The sequence below is a fragment of the Maribacter polysaccharolyticus genome, assembly GCF_028882255.1.
GTDB lineage: Bacteria > Bacteroidota > Bacteroidia > Flavobacteriales > Flavobacteriaceae > Maribacter_A > Maribacter_A polysaccharolyticus.
In genome coordinates this window covers 574684-591478 of sequence record NZ_JARBUY010000001.1, presented here as the reverse complement: position 1 = coordinate 591478, position 16795 = coordinate 574684, and the positions used below count along the sequence as shown (strand labels likewise).

At 42.1% G+C, this 16795-nt stretch carries 18 protein-coding genes; 11 read left to right on the top strand and 7 right to left on the bottom strand.

The features are described 5' to 3' along the window. Positions 1-1413, top strand: coding sequence for a Calx-beta domain-containing protein (locus tag PHU20_RS02670; RefSeq protein ID WP_274823794.1), 1413 nt, complete (start codon positions 1-3; stop codon positions 1411-1413). A 77-nt stretch (positions 1414-1490) separates the two neighbouring features. Here the strand turns inward: PHU20_RS02670 and PHU20_RS02665 are convergent, their stop codons facing one another. Further along, on the bottom strand, positions 1491-2981 hold the full coding sequence (locus PHU20_RS02665) for a S41 family peptidase (protein ID WP_274823793.1): 1491 nt from the start codon (positions 2979-2981) through the stop codon (positions 1491-1493). 335 nt (positions 2982-3316) lie between these two features. Between PHU20_RS02665 and PHU20_RS02660 the strand changes: the two genes are divergently transcribed. The 6 genes from PHU20_RS02660 (at position 3317) to PHU20_RS02635 (ending at position 7153) form a co-directional block, all read left to right on the top strand. After that, complete coding sequence (locus PHU20_RS02660; RefSeq protein WP_274823792.1) at positions 3317-3826, top strand: RNA polymerase sigma factor; 510 nt, start codon at positions 3317-3319, stop codon at positions 3824-3826. Next, entirely contained in the window at positions 3813-4232 is a 420-nt protein-coding gene (locus tag PHU20_RS02655) for a hypothetical protein (protein WP_274823791.1), read from the top strand. Before PHU20_RS02660 ends, PHU20_RS02655 begins: the two co-directional genes overlap by 14 nt. 11 nt (positions 4233-4243) lie before the next feature. Further along, positions 4244-4789: a DUF4252 domain-containing protein gene (locus PHU20_RS02650; RefSeq protein WP_274824454.1), complete on the top strand. Its 546-nt coding sequence runs from the start codon at positions 4244-4246 to the stop codon at positions 4787-4789. Positions 4790-4887: 98 nt separating this feature from the next. Continuing rightward, a complete protein-coding gene (locus PHU20_RS02645; RefSeq protein WP_274823790.1) occupies positions 4888-5436 on the top strand; it encodes a DUF4252 domain-containing protein in 549 nt (182 codons plus the stop codon). Positions 5437-5511: 75 nt separating this feature from the next. Next, the gene (locus tag PHU20_RS02640) at positions 5512-6051 is read left to right on the top strand and encodes a DUF4252 domain-containing protein (RefSeq protein WP_274823789.1); all 540 of its coding nucleotides are present in this window, start codon (positions 5512-5514) and stop codon (positions 6049-6051) included. Positions 6052-6337: 286 nt separating this feature from the next. Further along, a complete protein-coding gene (locus tag PHU20_RS02635; protein ID WP_274823788.1) occupies positions 6338-7153 on the top strand; it encodes a mechanosensitive ion channel family protein in 816 nt (271 codons plus the stop codon). 82 nt (positions 7154-7235) lie between these two features. Here PHU20_RS02635 and purB read toward each other — a convergent pair whose 3' ends face one another. Continuing rightward, complete coding sequence (gene purB / locus PHU20_RS02630; protein WP_274823787.1) at positions 7236-8579, bottom strand: adenylosuccinate lyase; 1344 nt, start codon at positions 8577-8579, stop codon at positions 7236-7238. A gap of 97 nt (positions 8580-8676) precedes the next feature. Then, the gene (locus PHU20_RS02625; protein WP_274823786.1) at positions 8677-9246 is read right to left on the bottom strand and encodes an adenylosuccinate lyase; all 570 of its coding nucleotides are present in this window, start codon (positions 9244-9246) and stop codon (positions 8677-8679) included. Between the two features lie 32 nt (positions 9247-9278). On the opposite strand from PHU20_RS02625, the gene PHU20_RS02620 reads away from it, so the two are divergent. Beyond that, positions 9279-9752, top strand: a complete 474-nt coding sequence (locus PHU20_RS02620) for a heme-binding domain-containing protein (protein ID WP_274823785.1) — start codon at positions 9279-9281, stop codon at positions 9750-9752. Here PHU20_RS02620 and PHU20_RS02615 read toward each other — a convergent pair. Continuing rightward, complete coding sequence (locus PHU20_RS02615; RefSeq protein ID WP_274823784.1) at positions 9715-10407, bottom strand: SIR2 family NAD-dependent protein deacylase; 693 nt, start codon at positions 10405-10407, stop codon at positions 9715-9717. The genes PHU20_RS02620 and PHU20_RS02615 overlap by 38 nt on opposite strands. Positions 10408-10441: 34 nt before the next feature. Between PHU20_RS02615 and PHU20_RS02610 the strand changes: the two genes are divergently transcribed. From PHU20_RS02610 to PHU20_RS02600, 3 genes are read left to right on the top strand one after another with little or no spacing between them, the layout of a single operon-like run. Then, on the top strand, positions 10442-11098 hold the full coding sequence (locus PHU20_RS02610) for a TrmH family RNA methyltransferase (protein ID WP_274823783.1): 657 nt from the start codon (positions 10442-10444) through the stop codon (positions 11096-11098). A 42-nt stretch (positions 11099-11140) separates the two neighbouring features. Beyond that, complete coding sequence (locus tag PHU20_RS02605; protein WP_274823782.1) at positions 11141-11671, top strand: SRPBCC family protein; 531 nt, start codon at positions 11141-11143, stop codon at positions 11669-11671. A gap of 2 nt (positions 11672-11673) precedes the next feature. Continuing rightward, entirely contained in the window at positions 11674-12051 is a 378-nt protein-coding gene (locus PHU20_RS02600) for a VOC family protein (protein WP_274823781.1), read from the top strand. Between the two features lie 118 nt (positions 12052-12169). Here PHU20_RS02600 and PHU20_RS02595 read toward each other — a convergent pair whose 3' ends face one another. From PHU20_RS02595 to PHU20_RS02585, 3 genes are all read right to left on the bottom strand, one after another. Continuing rightward, positions 12170-13864, bottom strand: coding sequence for an alpha-amylase family glycosyl hydrolase (locus PHU20_RS02595; protein ID WP_274823780.1), 1695 nt, complete (start codon positions 13862-13864; stop codon positions 12170-12172). A 49-nt stretch (positions 13865-13913) separates the two neighbouring features. Continuing rightward, positions 13914-14687: a carboxypeptidase-like regulatory domain-containing protein gene (locus tag PHU20_RS02590; RefSeq protein WP_274823779.1), complete on the bottom strand. Its 774-nt coding sequence runs from the start codon at positions 14685-14687 to the stop codon at positions 13914-13916. Between the two features lie 75 nt (positions 14688-14762). After that, on the bottom strand, positions 14763-16559 hold the full coding sequence (locus PHU20_RS02585) for a DEAD/DEAH box helicase (RefSeq protein ID WP_274823778.1): 1797 nt from the start codon (positions 16557-16559) through the stop codon (positions 14763-14765). Positions 16560-16795 lie beyond the last annotated feature (236 nt).

Genomic DNA, 16795 nt, shown 5'->3' with positions numbered 1-16795 from the left:
ATGAAAATCAAGCACTTTTTTATTACAGCAGCACTGGCTTCCTTCATATTCGTGGGATGCGATAATGATGATGACGACCAAACGGAGATTGGGGAGATAGCGGTTTCGACAGCTGCCGACTCTTATGATGAGGGTTCAGGGACTATCGACTTCAATTTTACGACCCCAACCGCCAGTGATAATGACGTAACCATAGGTTATGAGGTAACGGGTACGGCTACTTCCGGTGAGGACTACGAAGCGGTATCAGGTTCGGTGATCTTACCAAGTGGAGATTTGTCGGTTACTTTAAGCCTTACCCTTATTGATGATGATGAGGTAGAATCCTCGGAAGATATTACATTGACCATTTTAAGCATTTCGGGCAATGACGATCTAGAGATAGGGACTGATGATACGGTTACCTTGACAATTACCGATAATGATTCCTATCCTTATGAAAATGGGATCATAGTGACCCATGAAGGTAATTTTTACCAAGGAAATGCTTCCATTTCTTTTGTGTCCGATGATTATTCAGTGGTGGAGAACGATGTTTACAAAACGGTCAATGAGGTCGATTCGTGGGCCGATGTTATCCAGAGTATGGCTTTTAATGGTGATTACGGTTACATTGTGGTAAACAATTCACAAAAAATCGAAGTGGTAAACCGGTATACTTTTGAGTCTATCGCCACTATTGAGGATGGTTTATTGAACCCCCGTTATATGGTTTTCGCCAACGGAAAAGGATATGTGACCAACTGGGGTGATGGGTCGGATCCCGATGATGATTATGTCGCGGTGATCGATCTTGACAGTAATGTCGTTGAGTCTACAATTTCGGTTGAGGAAGGTCCTGAACGCCTTTTGGTCAACGGGACTACCGTTTATGTAGCCATGCAAGGGGGATGGAGCCAAAACAATATCGTTACGGTGATAGATGCAACCACAAATACCGTGTTGTCGACCATTACGGTTGGTGATGTCCCGAACTCCTTACAATTGGATGCTGACGGTAATTTATGGGTCCTTTCCGGGGGTAAACCTTCTTGGACTGGGGATGAAACCATGGCACAATTGGATATCATCAATACGACCGACAATACGGTTACCACAACATTTGGGTTTGCTGAGTCTGAGCACCCAGGGGCATTGGTAGTTGATGGTAGTAATTTCTACTATTATATTACCGATTCAGTTTATAAAATGGAGGCTTCGAGTTCAGCGCTTCCTGAAACCGCTGAAATCACCGGACTCAGTTTTTATGATATGGCCGTTAATGATGGAGTGCTTTATGGCGTTGATGTCAAGGATTATTCCAGCAATGGCTCCTTGGAAGTATATGACCTAAGCGATAATTCGTTCACGACTTCCGTAGAGGTATCCATTATACCGGGGAAAATTTATTTTAATGGTACTGCCGAGCGTTAATCGCTTTTGACTCATCTTATTTAAATAAAAAGGGCTCTAGAATTAGAGCCCTTTTTGTTTGTCATATTTTAACCATTTTATTGCACGGGGACTTCTAATTCCAATGGTTTATCCAATACCATATTGTCTTTGAGTATGGAGAACATTTTGGAATTTGTCATTGCATTGGCAGGCATACCCACCTCAAAACTTCGTTTTGCACTTTGACCTGTGATTTCCTGAATGGCCCTTGCCAATAGCGGTTCGTTAAGGTCGCCCCAAGTTCCCAGGTTCTCGAGGTCTTCCTCAAGTTCAATGTCGGGATCGAGTCCGTCTGTATAGGCATAAAAACCGTCTGCATTCTCGTTTCGTCCCACTAGGGGTTGTATGGCCCATTGGTTGTCCGGGTTGATCTCACTTTCGCGTTCTGAGTTATAGATGTAGCTATATCCGTAATCGTCGACCATCGTAATTGAAAATTCATTTTTACCCCGTGTGGTTTCCCCGATATGCACTACATCTACATAAGGGGCAAGTCCGTTAATGACCAATTCACTGGCCGAGGCGGAATTATAAGTAGCGATGATATATACTTTGGAAAGGTTAAGGGTGTTGATCGCAGAACCGTCACTCGTTTCCTTTGCAAAATAATCGACCAGTTGCGAATCGCTCAGTTGTGCTTGTATTTTATCGTTCCAACGTTGTCGTAAGAATACCTCATCCTCATTGGTGCCATAAATCATACTGGATAGTAAGCGTGCGGAATTCACCGAACCTCCGGGGTTATAACGAAGGTCCAGTATTAAATTGGTGACCCCTTCGGCCTTAAAGGTTCCAAAGGCATCATTAAGATCTTCATCAAATTCATTGGTAAACCCGTTATAGACCAGATACCCGATTTTTTCACCGCTAATATCGAAGGTTTTGGAGAGGAATACGGGATTTTCAACCAAGCCTTCCAGTTTGGTCAATTCAACTTCCTTGTCATTGGGGGTGATGACGTTGTCCGAAATATCGGCCATATTCAAGGTATAGGTGTCGCTATCACCAAATAAGAGGTCGATATAATTGTCAATGTTCAAGGTCTGACCGTCTACCCCCGTAAAAATATCGCCCCTGGAGATATCTTTTGTAGCGGCATCCGAATCCGGGACAATGTACATGACATAGCCGAATACATCATCACTATCACTGTATTTGACCAAACCATATTCAAGTCCGTTACTTTTTGAAATCCCAGCGAAAGCTTGGGTCAGTTCCTGATAATCTTCAGAGTAAAAACTAAAACGATCCTCAGAATACAACAATTGATTGTCAAAGAAGTCCCCAGGATCGGATTCAGAGGATAAAAATTCAGTATAAGCCGCGATTCCTTCTTCGGTATTGGCAAATTTGTCATCGGCCAAGTTAGGGACATCCGCCTGCCAGAAATACCAAAAGTTCATGGCTTTCCACATAAAGTCCTGTACCTCCACATCGGCGGATTCTTCAGGGTCTATACCTTCTGAAGGGGTAAGGTCATCATCACTTTTTTTGCAGGCGTTCAGTAATACTCCTAGCGAAAGGAATAGCAATACATACTTTTTCATTGATTTTTCTTTTGAATCCAGTAGGGAAGAACCTCAATTATCATTCCAAAACTTAAAAAAAAGACTTGGGGGACTTTCATACTTTTGAATACTATTTACGTAACTTCTTATTATTTGGATGTCCAATTTAAAGACAATAACAGAATATAAAAATTATTTGTAACAAAATTCGTTGTACTTCGTCTTCCTTTTGTAGCCCCGAAAGTAGTGCTATTTACAACCGATCGACAAAAATGAAATCGACATGAAAAAATATATTTACATCATTTTACATTTGGATATATCCTTTTCCCGAAGATTACATGTGCCCCATAAAAAGCAATAAAAGCCAGCACATGAAACAATCGGAATTTCTAAACGTGGTAATGCCTTTTAAGGATAAACTCTATAGGTTGGCCAAACGCCTGTTGGTCTCTAGGGAAGAGGCGGAGGATGCTACACAGGAAATATTGATGAAGTTGTGGTCGAAGAATGAAGACTTTGAAAAATATAAGAGTGTTGAAGCTTTTGCCATGACAATGACCAAGAATTTCTGTTTAGATCGGTTAAAGTCGAAACAGGCAGGCAATCTAAAATTGGTGCACAGTAATTATGGGAACGACGATGCCTCGTTACAAAAACAGGTAGAGGCGAAAGACAGTGTAAATTGGGTAGGGAAGATCATGGAGGAACTTCCGGAGCAGCAAAGAATGATATTGCAGCTTAGAGATGTTGAGGAGTACGATTTTGATGAAATCGGGGAGTTGTTGAATATGAAACCAACGGCAATTCGAGTGACATTATCAAGGGCGCGTAAAACCGTTAGGGAAAAATTAATGCAAAAACATAGTTATGGAATTGGATAGAATAGAAAAATTATTGGAAAAATACCTGGAAGCCACAACTTCCATAGCAGAGGAAAAAGAGCTTCGGGCTTATTTCTCACAGGAAAGTCTTCCTCAGCATCTAGAGCAATATGCCCCAATGTTCCGGTATTTCTCGGTTGCCAAAGAAGAACGCTATACCAAGAAGCTACCTTTGAAAAACAGAAGGTTCAATTACAAATGGCTTTCGATAGCGGCAATGGCGGTCTTGTTGTTCGGTATCTACTTCGGTAAACAATACCAAGAGAAGAAAGAAGCCGAATATGCCTATAGTGAGACGAAAAAGGCTTTGACCTTATTGGCCGATAACTTTAACAAGGGTACCGAAAAAGTGGCTTATTTGAATGAATTTGAAAACGCAAAACAAAAAATTTACAATAAAAATTAATACGAAGCATGATGAAGAAAATTATTATAACATTAGCATTGGCAGTTTTACCGACACTTGGTTTTTCACAGTCCGTCTTTGATAAATACGAAGATTTAGACCATGTAAGCGCCGTAGTGGTCAACCAGAGTATGTTCCGGTTACTGTCCAATATTGACGTGGAAGTCGATGATCCCGAAGCACAAGACTTTATGGATATTGCCAAAAGTCTAAAGAACCTCAAGGTTTTCATAACCGAGGACAAAAGTATATCGGCCGATATGTTGAAGACCATGAACCAATACCTTAAAAGTGCCAAGTTGGAGGAATTGATGCGGGTCAAAGACAAAGATGCAAACGTTAAGTTCTATATAAAAAGCGGGAAAGACGAAAACCATGTGAGTGAGCTGTTGATGTTCGTCACGGGTATCGATAAGGTCGATGTGGAAGTGAATGGAAGAAAATTCGAAACGGTCTTGCTTTCCCTTACCGGGGATATCGATTTGAGAAAAATAGGGTCACTGACCAAAAAAATGAACCTTCCGGAAGAATTGAACGAAGCCGGGAAAAAGAATTAAAATAGAAATACGTGGTATGGCGGTTAAAGTGTCAAAGCCACACATACATCAATCAATCATTAATCATCAAAATGCCGAAAGGCCAAAAAACAACAGTCATGAAAAAAATCACATTAATTTTAGCAATTGCCCTATTACCGTTCGCAGCAACCTCACAGTCTATATTTGATAAATTTGAAGATATGGACGATGTAGGTTCGGTTATCGTGAATAAGGGGATGATCGATCTGTTAACCTCGATAGGGAGTCTCGATAACGATAGGGAAGCCAGGGAATTTGTCGAAATGGCAAAAGGTATTAACGGTATTAAAGTTTTCATGACCGAGAACAAGACCGTCGCGGCCGATATGTCGGCAACCGTTCATAAATACCTGAGATCTTCCGATATGGAAGAGTTGATGCGGGTTAAGGACAAGGGAGTGAATGTAAAGTTCTATGTCAAAAATGGAAAGAAAAGAGATCATGTGACCGAATTGTTGATGTTCGTTTCCGGATTAAAGGAAATGGAGGTAGATGTAAATAATAGGAAATTCGAAACGGTATTGGTTACGATGACCGGTGATATAGATCTGAACCAAATAGGTACATTGACCAAGAATATGGACCTGCCCGACGAATTGAACAGCGCCAGAAAACGCAATAGATAAATATATGATCCGGTTACTGTAAACTTTGCGGTAACCGGAATGTCGTCACTAGGAACACCTTTTTAAACTATGGAAATGAAAAATTTAAGTAAAGCACTAACGATCCTACTGGTCTTGGTCTTAAGCAGCTGCTCTTCGAGGCAAAGCCTTCAGGAGTATTTTGTGGCAAATTCCGAAAACCCCAATTTTCTATCCTTGGACCTTCCCGCAAGTCTTCTGAATCTGGAAAAAGTGGAATTGAGTGGGAGCGAAAGGGAGGCCTTGAATTCCCTGAAGAAAATGAACGTATTGGCCTTTAAAAAGAACGATACCAATTCCGATGAATTTGAAACTGAAAAAGCAAAGGTCAAGGCGATTTTGGCCCATGAAAAGTTCACCGAATTAATGAAACTCAAGTCCGGCTACGGAAATGGGGTCATTAAATACATCGGGACCGATGAGGTCATCGATGAGGTGATCGTTTATGGGGATAACGATGATAAGGGCTTTATGTTGATCCGGGTCTTAGGCAAGGATATGAAACCGGCCAATCTGGCGAAATTCATGCAAGCTGTTCAAAAATCGGATTATAAGGGAGAGGGCTTATCCGATATTGTCGATTTTTTCAAAGGGTAAATCCTTTCTTTGTTATTAGCGTAAATTACAGTACATCCATATTCAAAAGAATTACGGTAAAGGCCTTGGGGTTGGGGCTTTTGCCGTTCTTTTTTTTTTACCTTTCCATGTGTCGAAATCCAAACCTTATAGGATGTAAACGCGTTATTGACCTAAGTTGCTTCACGATATAATAGAGAGGTTATCTTATGGTTATGCGTTTCTTATTCGGCTATTTAAAGCTTTAATTTTTACAAGTCAATTCACTATTTTCGCTGTACTATTAACTATAACACTTTATATTAAAATGGAAAAAGCAACGGAATGGTTCAATTATGGCTTGGAATTGGCTAAGGAATTTGGGCCTAAATTAGTGACGGCCATCGTCATTTACATCGTCGGTTCTTGGGTCATCAAGAAAATTACTGGGGCGTCCCGAAAAATGATGGCCAAAGGTAAGTATGATGAATCACTACAAGGGTTCTTATTGAATTTGGTCTCATGGGCATTGAAGATATTTTTGATCATTGTGGTAGTTTCCCAATTAGGGGTCGACATAACTACGTTCGCTGCGATCATTGCCGCTGCCGGTTTGGCGGTGGGCTTGGCCTTACAGGGGTCATTGTCGAATTTCGCCGGTGGGGTATTGATCATGATGTTCAAGCCTTACAGGATCGGGGACCTGATCGAGGCCCAAGGGGAATTGGGAGTTGTAAAAGGAATTGAGATCTTTACCACCAAATTGACCACACCACAGAATAAACTGGCGATCATACCCAATGGAGCCATGGCGAATGGTAATATCATTAATTACACCGCGGAAGGTAAGATACGGGTAGATATCACCATTGGCGTAGGTTACGGGGAGGACATTAAAAAAACCAAGGAGGTATTGCTGAAGGTATTGAGCTCAAACCCATTGGTCTTACAGGATCCCGCACCTTCGGTCAATGTCTCTGAATTGGCGGACAGTTCGGTCAACTTTGCCGTACGGCCTTACACCAATCCCGAACATTACTGGGAGGTATATTTCGGTACGATGGAGAATTGTAAGTTGGCCTTGGATAAGGCCGGTATTGAAATTCCTTACCCACATTCAGTGGAGATCCATAAGCAAGGATAACCTAGGGTATTGAACGTACATATAAAAAAAGCCCCAAAGTACGATATGGTACTTGGGGCTTTATTTATGCCAATAATTGGGTTTAAACCCCGGTATAGTTGGAAGGGGTTATTGCTTTCAACTCCGATTTGATGCTATCGGAAACTTCCAGGGTGTCAATGAAATCCCCTATGGTTTCCTGGTTGATTTTCGCATTGGTCCGTGTCAATCCTTTTAAGGCTTCATAGGGGTTCGGATATCCCTCACGCCTTAAAATGGTTTGGATGGCTTCGGCAACCACGGCCCAATTGTTCTCAAGATCTTGCTCGATTTTTTCTTGGTTCAACAAAAGTTTGTCCAGTCCTTTTAGGGTAGACTGAAAAGCAATCAACGTATGCCCGAAAGGAACGCCTACATTTCTTAGGACGGTACTATCGGTTAAATCGCGTTGCAATCTTGAAACCGGTAATTTGGCCGATAAATGTTCAAAGATGGCATTGGCGATCCCAATATTTCCTTCCGAATTCTCAAAATCTATCGGGTTCACCTTATGGGGCATGGCCGACGAACCTACTTCCCCCTTTTTTATTTTCTGTTTAAAATAGTCCATCGATACATACGTCCAGAAATCCCTATCCAAATCCAGGATAATGGTGTTGATACGTTTTAAGGTATCGAATAAGGCCGCCATATGATCATAGTGTTCAATCTGTGTAGTCGGAAAAGAATGGTGTAAGCCCAATTTTTCTTGTACGAATTGTTTTCCAAAGGCTATCCAATCCAGATTGGGATACGCTATTTTATGGGCGTTATAATTACCGGTCGCCCCACCGAATTTTGCTGCGCTGGGAATGTCGTTCAATAAATTGAATTGTTCTTTCAAGCGTTCTACGTACACCTCTATTTCCTTACCTAAACGGGTAGGGGAAGCTGGTTGTCCGTGGGTACGGGCCAATAAGGGAACGTTTGCCCATTCCTTTACCAATGCCTTCAATTTATCCACTACCTGAAAATAAAGGGGCACATATACATCGTTCATGGCCTCTTTGATCGATAACGGTATTGCGGTATTGTTGATGTCCTGGGAAGTTAATCCAAAGTGTATGAACTCTTTATGTTCGCTTAACCCTAATTTGTCGAAGGCCCCTTTTATAAAATATTCTACGGCCTTTACATCGTGGTTGGTGGTCTTTTCTATATCCTTTATCTCCTGGGCATCTGCGGTATCGAAGTTTTTGTAGATATCCCTTAGGGCATTGAATTTCGAGGAGTCGAATGATTCGAGTTGGGGTAAGGGGATTTCGCAAAGGGCGATGAAATATTCTATTTCTACAAGTACCCGGTATTTTATTAGGCCTTCTTCGGAAAAATAGGGGGATAAAGAATCCGTTTTACTTCTATATCGACCGTCTATCGGTGAAATGGCATTCAATTGGGATAGTGACATGGATATTGTGATAGGTTTTGGTTAAAGGCTGTAAAGATACTTATTCATGGGTGAGTTTAAAAGGTTTGAAAAGCATAGTTTGCATTTCTTTTCAACACTATTTCAGGGCATTCAGTTTCGCTAAGATGGTTCTTGCCCTCGCTCGGTAAGCAGGGCTTCCGGAGGTATAGTTTTGCTCTAATACCATCTTTAACTCAGGATGTATCCATTCAAAGGCTTTGCCTATATGCCATAAAGAAGTCATTGAGTAGGCTTTTGTAGCGACTTTATATTCCCCGATGAGCCAATCGAAACAAGTGCTGGCGATAAGTTCGAGGTGTTTTGGGGTCAATACCTGTTTTGTTTCATTCCGCTTTTTATTGAAAAAGGCCGTAATCAATAGTTCACAGATTTTGGCCATTGGACGAACCGATGAATCAAGGGCCAACGTATGCAGGTTTTCGGTGAAATCATCGATAAGGGGCAAGATGGAATCTATATTCCGTTTGGCCACATATTCCAAGATCCAACAGGCTTTATTTGCTATGGGGTCACGGCCTTCGAAAGCTATTTCCAACAAGGGGGGCAATAATTCGGGCTTGTTCAAGACCCAAAGGGACATTTCAGTGCGTTTTTTCCTTGTTGCATCCACATAATCCAATGATTCAATTAATTGTTCTTTAATCACTTGTTCGTATTTTTGATTAAATAATCATCGAAATGAAAATACTAAAAAAAATCGCAGTCATCCTACTTTTGGTGTTGGTGGCCATGCAGTTTTATCGTCCCGTTAAAAATTCGTCCCAAGAAAATCACGTCGCTCAATTCATTGCGGAAACCAACCCTTCGAAAGAGGTGCAAGGGGTTTTGCAAAATGCCTGTTATGATTGCCATAGCAACAATACCGATTACCCTTGGTATAGTATGATCGCCCCTGTATCCTATTGGCTTGCTGATCATGTGGAGGAAGGTAAGGAGGAACTTAATTTTTCAGCTTGGGAAAGTTATTCCGACAAAAGGAAAAGTCATAAGTTGGAAGAGGTCGTCGAGGTTATCGAAGCCGGGGAAATGCCCTTGAAGTCGTACACTTGGGTACATTCTGAAGCCATATTGACCAAAGCCCAAAAAGAGGCGGTCATGGCATGGGCAAATCAATCTAAGGTGCTTTATCAATTAAATCGGCAACCACAGTAGGGACACCTTCGGTAGCTTTTTCCGGAATCACATATAATTTATTCAAAGGATTCCCCTTGATCGAAGGTTTGGGGTCAACAAAATATATCGGGGTTCCTTTAGGGACAAAGTCGATTAAACCCGCCGCAGGGTACACCTGCATCGAGGTGCCTATGATCAACAAAAAATCGGCCATGGCGGTCAATTCCATGGCCCTTCCCATCATGGGTACTTCTTCGCCGAACCATACGATATGTGGCCGTAATTGGTATCCTTTTTCACAGGTGTCGCCCAAAACCAAATTGGAACGCCACGGAATCGGCTGGCCGCCCATCGTGCTGCGAACCTTTAGGAGTTCTCCATGTAAATGGACCACATGGGAACTTCCGGCCCTTTCATGGAGGTCATCCACATTTTGGGTAATAATGGTCACCTTAAAATGTTCTTCGAGCGTTACCAGGGCCTTATGGGCTTTATTGGGGGTTACTTCAAGCAACTGTCGCCTGCGTTGGTTGTAAAAATCCAAGACCAATTCCGGGTTATTTTCAAAACCTTGGGGAGAAGCAACCTCCATAACATCATGGCCTTCCCAAAGCCCATCGGCATCCCGGAAAGTCTTAAGTCCACTCTCAGCACTCATCCCGGCTCCGGTAAGTATGACAACATTCTTTTTCATAGTATAAAAATAGACTTTTTCTTATATTAGTTATATGGAAGATCAGCAGCTTTTGACGTATCTCGAAAGATTTATTTCGGAGGAAAGGAAAGAACGTTTCATCCAAGTCCTAGAGGAGCGTACCAAATTTCTAACAGTGGCCATTGAGGATGTTTTTCAATTACACAATACCAGTGCCGTAATCCGAAGTTGTGAGGTATTCGGAATACAGACCGCCCATGTTATCGAAGGTCGTTTTGGAAAACGGTTGGATAAGAATATTGCCATGGGGGCACAACAATGGGTCGATGTGTACAGGTATGGGAGTACGGGCGACTGTATCGCAAGCCTTAGGGATCAAGGATATCGAATTGTGGCCACAACCCCCCACAATGACTCGTGTTTTCTTGAGGATTTTGAAATCGAGGACAAAACAGCATTGTTTTTCGGCACGGAAAAGGAAGGTCTAAGCCAGGAGGTGCTCCGGGAAGCCGACGGATTCGTTAAAATACCGATGGCAGGGTTTACCGAGAGTCTTAATATCTCAGTGTCTGCTGCCATTTTGTTACAATTTCTGACGGTAAAATTGAAAGGTCTGCAAGTACCTTGGCAATTAAGCGATCGTGAAAAATTGGAAAAACGATTGGATTGGACCAAAAAGTCGATTAAAAGCATCGATAAAATTTTGGAGCGGTACAGCGATGCAATGTAAATTTTTACTATATTTAAATTCAACCAATCCCTTGATTTTCTTATGTATATACTACTTTATATTTTATCGGGAATCGTGGCCATAGTTTTGATATTGGCGATTATCGCACCCAAAACCTATGATGTTTCACGTAGTATAATAATTTCCAAGCCTGTTCCGGAAGTTTTCGAGTATTTGAAATACCTTGGAAAACAGCGCGAATGGTCTCCTTGGGAAAAGAGAGACCCGAATATGGAGTATAAGCTCACCGGTATTGATGGTGAAGTCGGTGCCGTAAGTTATTGGAATGGCAATAAAGAGGTAGGTGAGGGTGAACAGGAATTGACCGGGATAACCCAAAACAAGGAAATAATTTCGCAATTACGATTCTTTAAGCCATGGAAATCCCAGTCGGATGCTTATCTCCGTGTTACAGAAGAGGGTAAGGGCTCCACAAAGGTGACTTGGGGTTTTTCGGGCAAGAATAAATTTCCGATGAGCATAATGATGCTGTTCATGAACATGGACAAGATGGTAGGGAAGGATTTTGAAGACGGACTTGGGTCCTTAAAGGAAATATTGGAAAATCAGTAATTATGGAGTATAACATGGTGGGCTGGTTTGAGATTCCCGTTTCCGATATGGAGCGTGCCAAGACGTTTTATGAAAAGGTTTTTGGTATTACGATTAGTGTCCATGACCTGGGAGAATTGCAAATGGGATGGTTTCCCAGTGCACCTGATAAAAAAGGGGCTTCAGGGTCGTTGGTCAAGCACGGAATGTATACCCCAAGTGCTACCGATGGACCATTGATATACTTTACATGTCCTGATTTGTCCGTTGAGCTGGGCCGGGTAATCGAGGCTCAGGGGGAAATACTTCAACCTAAAACCGAGATCGGAGGCGGGCATGGGTTTATGGCTTTGGTAAAGGATACCGAGGGTAACCGGATCGCCTTACATTCACGCCAATAATTGTCAATAATAGACGCTCGGTACTTCGGTATGGGCACCCAATCGAATAGGTAGGGCTATGCTATGGTTCTTGATCTTTCTGTTCCTTTCCTTGAATCCTTGACTAGTACCGGAAAGATTATTGGGCAACCTCCAACAAAGCAATATCGTATTCGCTTTCAAAAATGAACTTGCCGTTTTTTACTTCCCCAATAGTGTCGGAATAGGCATCATGGAGTTTTGTACCGTCACCGAAAAATCCTTTCACCCAAAGGGATTTTTTACCGATCGGTAGATCCAGGCCAACCACGACTTTATCCTTAAAATCATCGTCGATATAGGTTCTGCTGAAAACATAGGGTTTTTTGGTAAGTCGTTTGTGCTTACCGGCACCAATGGCCGGATGGTTTTTTCGGAATTTACCTAATTTTTGCCAATGGGATAGAATACTTTTGGTTCCGGGTAGGCTATCTTGGTCTTCCCAGTTCATAAAGGACCTTAGGGTAGCATCCCCGACAGCATCCTCAATGGTGAGGTCCCTTGCAGATTCATCACCATAATAGACCTGTGATGCCCCTGGGGTAAGTAACAGTACATTGGCGCTTCGGATGGGCTTTTTGCGTTCCTTGTCATAAGGGCTCCCATCATCATGTGATGTAAGGTAATTGAGTACGCTTTGACCCTTGAGCTTCGTGTTTAAAATGGTGCTGTATTTTTTAAATATGGATTCGTAATCCATATCGGCATCCTGCTTTAATTCAAAATTGATCAGGCTTTTGAATCCGTTGGCATAATAATCCACTTTCTTGTCGCCAAAATCGAAGGTCCTCCCATGTGAAATGTTATAATTGTATACTTCCCCTACCATATAGAAAGGATTGTCGTCCAAAACAAGATCGGGATGTTTCTTTTTCCAGGATTCGAAAGCGGCCGAGGCCTCTTTGTAAAGTTCCGACCAGGCATTTTCATTGACATGCTTTACCGTATCTACCCTAAACCCATCGATGCCCAGATCATTGACATAATCGGTTAACCATTTTATGATATAGAATCGGGGAGCCCTTGGATACCCGGTACGTTCAAAGAAAAGATTTAACTCGTCGAGTTCGGTACTGATCCGACCTTCAGCCTTCCATTTGGCCAAAAGGGAATCTGGCAATTCAACCGCCTCATTCGATTCGGTTCGAATATCCGGAAGGTTGTCTACTAAAGTACAAGTCGTGGTGTTGGTGTAGGTTGTAAATTCGCAGGTAGGTTCGGTACGTACCCATTCTTCGGGCCAGACATGATCTTCGGCCGTAACGGGTCCGGTATGGTTCAAGACCACATCCATTAAGATACGGATTCCGTTTTTGTGCGCTGTTTTCACCAGTTTTTCCAACGCTTTTCGGGTACCGAAATTAGGGTCCAAAGCCGTCCAATCCTTTGTCCAATAGCCGTGATAGCCGTAAGTGTTTCCGGTAGATTCGTCGGTGTCGCCATGAATTTGCTCTACTACTGGTGTAAACCAAATGGCATTGATTCCTAAATCGGAAAAGTAACCCGCCTCGATTTTTTGGGTTATTCCTTCCAAATCTCCGCCCATGAAACCCCTTAATACCCCGGTTTCATTTGTTCTTTCGAAATTTATGTCATTCTCAGGATTGCCGTTATTGAAACGATCGGTAAGTAAAAAATAAATATTGGCCCCTTCCCACACAAATGGAACCGATTCCTTGATTTCGGGTTGACTTTGGATTGCAGTAACCTCAGGTTGAATTGTCGCTTCTTTTTTGTCTGGTTTACAGGAGTTTGCAAATGCCAAAACCAAAAACAATACGAACAGTCGATGCATAGTAGTCTATTTTGGTTAAAGCTATAAAATGCAACGGGAAATAGAAAATTTATTTCTTTCTATTTAGAACTTTAAATTCTTCATAACAACTACTGATGGCATCAAGGATCTGCAAATCGTTTGCCGTGGAGATAAAGGACTTGGAATAGCTGCAATTGTTCAGGATATCCTCGATATCCACTTTTTCAATTTGTAACAGCTCGGTCAAGGTTTCCCGATCAAATTTAGAGGCAAGAAGATCGCGAATGGCGTCATCTTCTTTAACCTGTCTTAATTTTCGCATCTGATTAGGTTTTTTTCCAAACAAGTTGCGCAACAAATCGGCAGGATTCAAAATAGCCCCAAGCACACGCGTGGCGGCATTGGGGTTTTTCTTTCCTGCTTCATACCCGACATTCAATCCTGAAATACTGTATTGATAGGCATTGTTTATGGGCATGTTCTTAACATCTATTTCCAGATAGCCCGTAAGCGAATAGGGGCGTACGATAACCTCTTCAAGGGCATAGGCCAACTCGGTAAGTGATATTTTGGTATCCTTGAACTTGAACATGTCATTGGTGACCCGAATTTTCTGTGATTTGAAACCAAGATAGGAAAAGTATAAGGTATCGTTCACCGAGGCGGTTATTGAAAACTCCCCCTGCTGATTGGTGATAGTACCCAATACTTTGTTCAAATTTACGACATGGACACTTTCCAACGGTTTGTCCGTCTGGGCATTAACAATGATTGCATTGAAGGTTTGTGCCTCAGGTTCCGTTTCTTGGGCAAAGCCCATAAAACCAATCAATAGAAAGGTGACGGCAATATATTTTATCATTGGTCTAAAATCCGAATAATTGGGTACTAATCAAAGAAAAAAAGATCAAGAACCTGTTTTTTAATATACAATTAACTAAAAGAAATCGCTTTTGCGTTTGCTTCTTCGTTTACCGGAAAAGGTGGAGTTGCCACCGGAAGATTTTCTGTCCCTTCCCTTGCCCGAGGAATTGCGATCTCGGCTATTTCCGGAGCGACTACGGTCGCGACCTCCGCTCTTTTTCCTGTCCCTTCCGCCTCGGCCACCGCCGCCACCGGGATTTTTGGAAACTTCAACATTAACAAAGCGACCATCTACTTTGAATTCGGTAAAGGTGGCCAATATTTTTTCAGTGACCTCAGCGTCTGTGTTGAAGAATGAAAAACTATCTTTTACATCCACTTTGAAAACATCGTCTTTGTCCAGGTCTACCGTATCCCGGATAAAGTCTTTTAACGACATCCAGTCATACCCGTCTTTTTCCCCTATATTTATAAAGTAACGTACAGAACCACTGGAAGGTACTTGTCCGCCACGGTCTTTTCGTCTATCGCCACTATCACCTGAATCGGCAAGGTTCAAATCTTTGGTTTTGTTATAGTAATTATAGAATCGGGTAAATTCCACAGAGACTATTTTTCTTATAAGATCCTCGCGATCGACCCCTTTCAAAACATCATTGATGGCAGGTAAATAACTTTCGACCTCCTCGTTGATTTCGGTTTCCTTGATCTTATTGGCTAAATGATAGAGCTGGATTTCACAAATTTCCATGCCTGTGGGTATGGTTTTTTGAATGAATTTTTGCTTTATCTTGTTTTCTATCGCTTTGATTTTCCGTAACTCGCTACGGGTTACGATGATCATTGAAATCCCTGATTTCCCTGCACGTCCGGTTCGTCCGCTTCGGTGGGTATAGGTTTCTATTTCATCGGGCAATTGGTAGTTGATCACATGGGTAATGTCATCCACATCGATACCACGGGCAGCCACATCGGTGGCGACCAACATCTGTATTTGTTTTTTACGGAAGGAATTCATGACCAAATCCCTTTGGTTTTGACTAAGGTCGCCGTGCAGGGCCCCGGCATTATAGCCATCCTCGATCAGCTTTTCAGCAACTTTTTGGGTGTCGCGTTTGGTTCTGCAGAAAATCACGGAAAATATATCAGGATTCGTGTCTGCCAATCTTTTTAGGGCAGGGTAACGATCTCTTCCTCCAACGATATAATATTCATGTTGTACCGTCGAAGCCCCCGAATTTTTATCACCAACGGTAATTTCCTGTGGACTATGCATGAATTTCTTGGCAATGACCGAGACCTCCTTGGGCATAGTGGCCGAAAACAACCAAGTTGATTTTTCTTTTGGGGTGTTCGATAGGATATCCTTAATATCTTCAAAGAAGCCCATGTTCAACATTTCGTCGGCTTCATCCAAAATACAATAATCTATTTTTGAGATGTCTACCAAACGACGCCCGATCATGTCTTTCATTCTTCCCGGAGTGGCAACCACTATTTGTGCCCCTCTTTTGACCTGTTTGGCCTGTTCGGTAATACTGGCCCCGCCATAAATCGCGACTACATTGATGTTTTTCTCATACTTGGCGTATAATTTCAACTCGTTTGTAATCTGTAAACAAAGTTCCCGGGTTGGGGAAAGGATCAGACCTTGTGTCGTCCTGCTTTCACTTTGGATTTTTTGGATAAGTGGAAAACCGAAAGCTGCGGTTTTACCCGTACCGGTTTGTGCCAAGGCAACCAAATCGGTTTCGTTTTCCAATAAGATGGGAATTGCTTTTTCCTGTACTTCAGAAGGGCTTTCGAACCCTAAATCGGTGACAGCATCCAATAGGGACTGTTGTAGTCCCAATGCTTCAAATTTTGTCATAATATAATGTTACTTAATCGCAAATATGTGTGTTGTATAGAGCGATTATCGTATGTAACCTATTAGACTCAGCGCAACACCTGCCATACCGGCGGCAATTATTAAAGGCGCAAAGGTACTGTTATTTATTTATATCAATCCATTATGGGGTGATTGGGCCGATAATTAACAATAAATTGACAGTGAAAGCCTCGTGGAATCAAGACTCCCACATGGGAAACCAAGCCCTTTTGAAG